Origin of the sequence: Streptomyces sp. NPDC012466 (assembly GCF_042955215.1) — a bacterium.
In the GTDB taxonomy this organism is placed as follows: Bacteria; Actinomycetota; Actinomycetes; order Streptomycetales; family Streptomycetaceae; genus Streptomyces.
Map to the genome: position 1 here is coordinate 312887 of NZ_JBIBEQ010000003.1, position 7045 is coordinate 319931.

General features: G+C 73.3%; 6 protein-coding genes. 4 read left to right on the top strand and 2 right to left on the bottom strand.

Annotated elements, in window-relative coordinates:
* Nucleotides 1–53 precede the first annotated feature (53 nt).
* Genes ACFY9E_RS13835 through ACFY9E_RS13845 form a run of 3 tightly spaced genes read left to right on the top strand, consistent with a single transcriptional unit; the run spans nt 54 to nt 3531 of the window.
* Nucleotides 54–1040, top strand: coding sequence for an NTP transferase domain-containing protein (locus tag ACFY9E_RS13835; RefSeq protein WP_390982724.1), 987 nt, complete (start codon nt 54–56; stop codon nt 1038–1040).
* Nucleotides 1037–2425, top strand: a complete 1389-nt coding sequence (locus ACFY9E_RS13840) for a molybdopterin-binding protein (RefSeq protein ID WP_390982727.1) — start codon at nt 1037–1039, stop codon at nt 2423–2425. The genes ACFY9E_RS13835 and ACFY9E_RS13840 overlap by 4 nt, the downstream gene beginning before the upstream one ends.
* Entirely contained in the window at nt 2422–3531 is a 1110-nt protein-coding gene (locus ACFY9E_RS13845) for an NAD-binding protein (protein WP_390982729.1), read from the top strand. Before ACFY9E_RS13840 ends, ACFY9E_RS13845 begins: the two co-directional genes overlap by 4 nt.
* Before the next feature lie 75 nt (nt 3532–3606).
* Here ACFY9E_RS13845 and ACFY9E_RS13850 read toward each other — a convergent pair whose 3' ends face one another.
* Together ACFY9E_RS13850 and ACFY9E_RS13855 are read right to left on the bottom strand one after the other, a co-directional pair.
* A complete protein-coding gene (locus ACFY9E_RS13850) occupies nt 3607–4455 on the bottom strand; it encodes an ABC transporter permease (protein ID WP_390982732.1) in 849 nt (282 codons plus the stop codon).
* Complete coding sequence (locus tag ACFY9E_RS13855; RefSeq protein ID WP_390982734.1) at nt 4452–5471, bottom strand: ATP-binding cassette domain-containing protein; 1020 nt, start codon at nt 5469–5471, stop codon at nt 4452–4454. The genes ACFY9E_RS13850 and ACFY9E_RS13855 overlap by 4 nt, the downstream gene beginning before the upstream one ends.
* 169 nt (nt 5472–5640) lie before the next feature.
* Between ACFY9E_RS13855 and ACFY9E_RS13860 the strand changes: the two genes are divergently transcribed.
* Nucleotides 5641–6633, top strand: coding sequence for a zinc-binding dehydrogenase (locus tag ACFY9E_RS13860; RefSeq protein ID WP_390982736.1), 993 nt, complete (start codon nt 5641–5643; stop codon nt 6631–6633).
* Nucleotides 6634–7045: the final 412 nt, after the last annotated feature.

A 7045-nucleotide genomic window follows, 5' to 3' on the forward strand; every position in this document is an offset into this window, starting at 1 on the left:
CGTGTCGGTTCCCCCGCGTTCCCTGTGATCGCGGGGCCGCGCATACTCGGGGGGTGACCGCCTACGAGCACCCCGGTGAACCCGGCGCCGGCCCCGGCCCCGCCCAGGGGGAGGACCCCGCCGGGTACGACGCCGTCGTGCTCGCCGGTGGTGCCGCCCGGCGCCTCGGAGGTACCGACAAACCCGGTGTCCGCGTGGGCGGGCGGGCCCTGCTCGACCGGGTGCTCGCCGCCTGCGCCGGTGCCCGGAGCACCGTCGTCGTCGCCGCACCCCGGCCGACCGCACGGCCCGTCACCTGGGCCCGCGAGGACCCGCCGGGCGGCGGACCGCTCGCCGCGCTCGACGCCGGGCTCGGCCACACCACGGCGGAACATGTCGTGGTGCTCTCCGCCGACCTGCCGTTCCTCCGGGACGCGACCGTCGGCCGCCTGCTGAGCGCGCTGCGGGAGAGCGGCGCCGACGGCGTGCTGCTGACCGACCCCGGCGGCCGTGACCAGCCGCTCGTGGCCGCCTACCGCGCGCCGCGGCTGCGCGAGGAGCTCGCGCGCCTCGCCGGCCGGCACGGTGCTCTCGCCGGTCTCCCCCTGCGGCGTCTCACCGCCGAGCTGAACCTCACCCGCGTCTCCGACCCCGTCGCGTCCTTCGACTGCGACACCTGGGACGACATCGCCACCGCCAGGGCACGTATCAGGGAGCATGGGCACGTGTTGGATGAATGGATTTCCGCCGTCAAGGACGAACTGGGGATCGACCTCGATGTCGACACCCGCGGCCTGCTCGATCTCGCCCGCGACGCCGCCCACGGTGTGGCCCGGCCCGCGGCGCCGCTGACCACCTTCCTCGTCGGCTACGCGGCCGCGCAGGCCGGCGGAGGCCCCGAAGCGGTCGCCGAAGCCGCCCGCAAGGCCGCCGCCCTCGCCGTCCGCTGGGAGGAGGAGAGCGCCTCCGGGGCCCAGCCGCTCGCCGGCACCGCGCCACAGGTCCCTCAGGGCGATGTGGCTCCCGACGCCACGCCCGACACCCGCCCGGACGCCGGATGACCCCGCACGGCGCCCGTGCCGGTGAGGACGCCGAGGACCTCGACGTCGAGGAGGTGCTCGCCCTCGTGAAGAACAGCAACGGCAACCACCTGCCCGGCCCCACGGCACGAGGCGGGGCGGACGGTGCCCGCACCCCCCACCAGGAGGACCCTTCCGACCGGCCCGACACCCGCCACCGCGCCACCCCCTGGCCCGAGGCGCGGGCCCTCGCGGAACGCGCCGGCCGCGACGCCGCCCGGGCAGCCCGCCGCGCCCCGGTCTCCGCCCCCCTCGACACCGCCCTCGGCCTGACCCTGGCCACCCCGCTCGACGCCCTCACCGACCTCCCCTCCTTCGACACCTCCGCGATGGACGGCTGGGCGGTCTGCGGCCCCGCCCCCTGGCACGTACGGGAGGAGGGCGTCCTCGCCGGGCACGCCGCGCCCGCGCCCCTCACCGACGGTGAGGCCGTCCGGATCGCCACCGGCGCACGCATCCCCCCGGACACCACCGCCGTCCTGCGCAGCGAGCACGGCCGCACCGACGACAAGGGCCGTCTGTACGCGACCAGGGACGTCGTCCACGGCCAGGACATCCGCCCGCGCGGCCAGGAGTGCCGCACCGGTGACCAGCTCCTCGCCGCCGGCACCCTCGTCACCCCGGCCGTCCTCGGGCTCGCGGCGGCGGCCGGATACGACACCGTCACCGCCGTCCCCCGGACGCGCGCCGAAGTCCTCGTCCTCGGCGACGAACTGCTCACCCAGGGACTGCCGCACGACGGCCTGATCCGGGACGCGCTCGGCCCGATGCTGCCGCCCTGGCTGCGGGCGCTCGGCGCCGAGGTCACCGCCGTCCGGCGCATCCGCGACGACGCCGATGCCCTGCACCAGGCCGTCACCAGCTCAGACGCCGACGTCATCCTCACCACCGGCGGCACCGCCGCGGGCCCCCTCGACCACGTCCACCCCACCCTCGGCCGCATCGGCGCCGAACTCCTCGTGGACGGCGTCAAGGTGCGCCCGGGCCACCCCATGCTGCTCGCCCGCATCACCGAGACGCAGCACCTCGTGGGCCTCCCGGGCAATCCGCTCGCCGCCGTCTCCGGCCTGCTGACGCTCGCCGAGCCGCTGCTGCGGATCCTCGCGGCCCGTCCGGCCCCGGAGCCGTACACGATGCCGCTGCGGGACGCCGTGCACGGGCACCCGCACGACACCCGGCTCGTCCCCGTCGTCCTGCGCGGGGACGAGGCCGTGCCGCTGCACTACAACGGCCCCGCCATGCTGCGCGGCATCGCGGCGGCCGACGCGCTGGCCGTCGTACAGCCGGGCGGCGCCCGCCCGGGCCAGGAGGCGGAACTGCTCGACCTGCCCTGGGCGTCCGGAGGAATCGGGGTGTGTTTCACGTGAAACTTCCGGGCCAGGACGCGATCGCCCGACAGGCCGACGAGCATCTGGTGACCTATCGGGTGAGGCTCCCGAGGAAAGTGGTGGAGCACCCGATCCGCCAGGTCGCCAAGCGGCTGTCCATGGCACTGCTGGTCCTCGTCGTGACCGCGCTGATCGTCTATGCCGACCGCGCCGGATACAACGACAACGCGGGCGGCGGCCTCAGCCTCCTCGACGCGTTCTACTACGCGACCGTCACGCTCTCCACCACCGGCTACGGTGACATCACCCCGGCCAGCGAAAGCGCCCGGCTCACGAACATTCTCGTCGTCACGCCCCTGCGCGTGCTGTTCCTGATCATCCTGGTCGGCACCACGCTCGAAGCCCTCACCGAACGCACTCGGGAGGAGTGGCGACTGACCCGCTGGAGGTCCACGTTGCGCGATCACACCGTCGTCATCGGGTTCGGCACGAAGGGCAGGTCGGCGATCCGGACCGTCTGCGCGACGGGTCTGAGGAAGGAGCAGGTCGTCGTGGTCGACCCCAGCTCCAAGGTGGTCGACGCCGCGACCGCCGAGGGCTACGCGGGCATCGTTGGGGACGCGACCCGCAGCGAGGTGCTGAAGCAGGCCGAGGTGCACCGGGCGCGTCAGATCATCATCGCGACCCAGCGCGACGACACCGCGGTCCTGGTGGCGCTGACGGCCCGCCAGCTCAACCGCGGGGCGAAGATCGTGGCCACGGTCCGGGAAGAGGAGAACGCGCCGCTGCTCAAGCAGTCGGGTGCCGACGCGGTCGTCACCAGCGCCAGTGCCGCCGGCCGGCTGCTCGGCCTGTCCGTGCTCAGCCCCTCCGCCGGCATGGTGATGGAGGACCTCATCCAGCAGGGCAGCGGTCTCGACATCGTCGAACGGCCGGTCGTCAAGGCCGAGGTGGGCAAGGCGCCGCGGGAGGTCGCCGACCTGGTGGTGAGCGTCATACGCGGTCACCGTGTCCTCGGCTACGACGATCCGGCCGTGGGGAGGCTGGAGTTGACCGACCGGCTCATCACGATCGTCCGCAAGACCCCTGCCACCCAGGTCGCGCCGGACATCCGTCCGATGCCCCCGATGCCCCGCAACAACTGACGGACCGAGCGAACGGCCGGCCGCCCCGCACCCCTCCGGTGCGCGACGGCCGGCCGAGAGCCCTGGCTTCGAGGGCTACTTCCGGTTGTACAGGCGCATCGTGACCGGCCCGAAGACCAGCACGAACAGGGCCGCCCAGCCCAGCGACCAGGCGACCTCGTCGGCCGGCCAGTCACCGCCCATCAGGCCGCGCACCGCCGACGCCAGATGGGTGATGGGGCTGTTGTTGACGAACGCCTGCAACCAGCCCGGCATGGTCTTCGGGTCTACGAACACGTTGGACAGGAACGTGAGCGGGAAGATCACCATCATGCTGACGCCCATCACCGACTTCTCGGTGCGCAGCATCAGCCCGAACATCGTCCAGATCCACGAGAAGGCGAACGAGAAGGCCACCAGCAGGGCGATCCCGGCGAGCACACCGGCCACCCCGCCGTCCGGCCGGTAGCCCAGGATGATGCCGACGGTGAGCATCACGACCGACGCGATCGTGTACCGCAGGGCGTCGCCGAGCAGATAGCCGACCATCGTCGACGGCCGCCAGATCGGCAGGCTGCGGAACCGGTCGAAGACGCCCTTCTCGATGTCGGTGTTCACGGAGACACCCGTGTACATGGTGATCATCACGACCGACATCACGAGGATGCCCGGCAGCAGGAACTGGATGTACTCCTTCGGCGACCCGGCCAGCGCCCCGCCGAACAGGTACGTGTACATCAGCACCATCATGATCGGGAACGCCGTGACGTCGAAGAGCTGCTCCGGCACGTGCTTGATCTTGAGGATCGCCCGCCAGCCGAAGGTCATCGACGCCGACCAGGCGCTGGGCCGCGGCGGCCGCTCCTTGGAGACGAGCAGCGCGGCGAGGGTCTCGGCGCTGACCGGGGCGAGCTCCTTGCTCTCGGTGGTCGTCGCGGTGCTCATGCCGCCACCTCGTCCTTCGGGTCGTCGGAGCGGTCGGAGGAGTCGTGCGTGTCGTGCCCGGTGAGGGCGAGGAACACCTCGTCCAGGCTGGGCTGGCCCAGCGAGAAGTTGTCGACGGTGATCCCGGCGCGGACCAGTTCGCTCAGCGCGCGGGCGGCCTGCTCGGCCGCCGAGTCGTCGCTCGCCGCCGTGCCGAGGCGGGCGGTGAGGGCCACCGGGTCGGGCTCCGGCTGCACCCGCGCGTCCAGGGCGCGGCGCAGCAGGTCGGCCGCGAGGTCGCGCTGGCCGGGATCGCGCAGGCGCAGATGGACGGACCCGGCGCCGACGGACGACTTCAGCTCGCCCTTGGTGCCCTCGGCGATCACCCTGCCGCGGTCGATGACGGCGATCCGGGACGCCAGCTGGTCGGCCTCGTCCAGATACTGCGTGGTCAGCAGCACGGTGGTGCCCTGGGCGACGACGGCCCGCACGATGTCCCAGACCTGGTTGCGGCTGCGCGGGTCCAGACCGGTCGTCGGCTCGTCCAGGAACAGCAGGTCGGGAGTGTTCAGGATGGACGCGGCGATGTCGATGCGCCGCCGCATGCCACCCGAGTAGTGCTTGACCTGCTTCGCGGCCGCCTCCGTCAGCCCGAAGGCCTCCAGGAGCTGGCCGGCGCGTGCGCGGGCGGCCTTCTTGTGGTGTCCGAGGAGCCGGCCCAGCAGGACCAGGTTCTCGGTGCCGGTGAGATCCTCGTCCACCGACGCGTACTGGCCGGTGAGGCTCACCCGGCCGCGCACCTCGTCCGCCTCGCGGACGATGTCGTGGCCGAAGACATGGGCCTCGCCGCCGTCCGGCCGCAGGAGTGTGGCGAGCATCTTCACGGTGGTGGTCTTGCCGGCGCCGTTCGGGCCGAGGACGCCGTAGACCATGCCCGCGGGCACGGCCAGGTCGACTCCGTCGACGGCCCTCGTCTCGCCGAACGTTTTCACCAGGCCCGCGGTCTCGATCGCCAGGCCGGACGTCTGCGTGCTCATGCTTCGGGTCCTTCCGCGTGCTTGGGCTACGCATGGGGAGACCTTTACCGTCGCGCAAACTCATCGGTCCCGCACACGGTTTTCGCCTGGACCGGTCCCAAGGCCCACGCGCGGTGGTCCCGGAGACGGAGCGGACTCGGTCCGGGGACCGAGGGGTACGGTCCCTTGCATGTATGCGATCACGATTCCCGAACCTGGTGGGCCCGAGGCGCTGGTCTGGGACGAGGTCCCGGACCCCGTGCCCGGCGAGGGCGAGGTCCTGGTCGAGGTGGCGGCCGGCGCCGTCAACCGGGCCGACATCCTGCAGCGGCAGGGCTTCTACGAACCGCCGCCCGGCGCGTCCCCCTACCCGGGCCTGGAGTGCTCCGGGCGGATCGCCGGGATCGGCAGCGGGGTCTCCGGGTGGAACGTCGGCGACGAGGTGTGCGCGCTGCTCTCCGGCGGCGGTTACGCCGAGAAGGTGGTCGTCCCGGCCGGGCAGCTGCTGCCCGTGCCCGACGGCGTCGGTCTGACCCAGGCCGCGGCGCTGCCCGAGGTGGCCTGCACGGTCTGGTCGAACGTCTTCATGATCGCCCACCTGCGTCCCGGTGAGACGCTCCTCGTGCACGGCGGCTCGAGCGGCATCGGCACGATGGCCATCCAGCTGGCCAAGGCCGTCGGTGCGCGGGTGGCCGTGACGGCCGGTACGAAGGAGAAGCTGGAGCGGTGCGCCGAGCTGGGCGCCGACATCCTGGTCAACTACCGCGAGCAGGACTTCGTCGAGGAGGTCAGGAAGGCGACGGACGGCGCCGGGGCCGACGTCATCCTCGACAACATGGGCGCCAAGTACCTGGAGCGCAATGTCAGGGTCCTCGCCGTCAACGGCCGGCTCGCGATCATCGGCATGCAGGGCGGAGTGAAGGGTGAGCTGAACATCGGCGCCCTGCTCGCCAAGCGCGCCGCCATCAGCGCGACGTCCCTGCGGGCCCGGCCCCTGGAGGAGAAGGCGGCCATCGTCGCGGCCGTGCGCGAGCACGTCTGGCCCCTGTTCACGGGCGGCCACCTGCGCCCGGTCGTCGACCGCGAACTCCCGATGCCGGACGCTGCCGCCGCACACCGGGTCGTGGAGGAGAGCGGCCACATCGGCAAGGTCCTGCTGATCGCGGCCCCCGAGAGCGCCTGACCCCTGCCGCCGGGCCCACGGCACCCCGTCCCGCACGGGGTGCGGCGGGCCCGGCACCGGACCACGCCAGGGTGCTCGGCCCCAGCGCCGGGACGGGACGAGCGCAGAGCCGCCCGACGGGCTGGCCGGGCCCCTCGCACGGCACGAGCCGTCCGCCCGGGCGGCGGGATTCCGCCTGAAGCGGGGTCGGCCGGACAGCGGCCCCGACGCCCCCTGCACGCGGGGAGCCGGACCGGGGCCGAGGCCCGGCCCCACCGCACCGCACCGGGCAGCCGGATTCCGCCTCCAGGCGGGGGTCGGCCGGGCCGCAACCCAACCGCGCCTCGGGCGGCGGGACTGCCTACGCGCGGGTGTCCGGCCAGGCCCGCGGTCCCACCGCGTCGGGCGGCCGGATCCCTACGTGCGGGGCCCG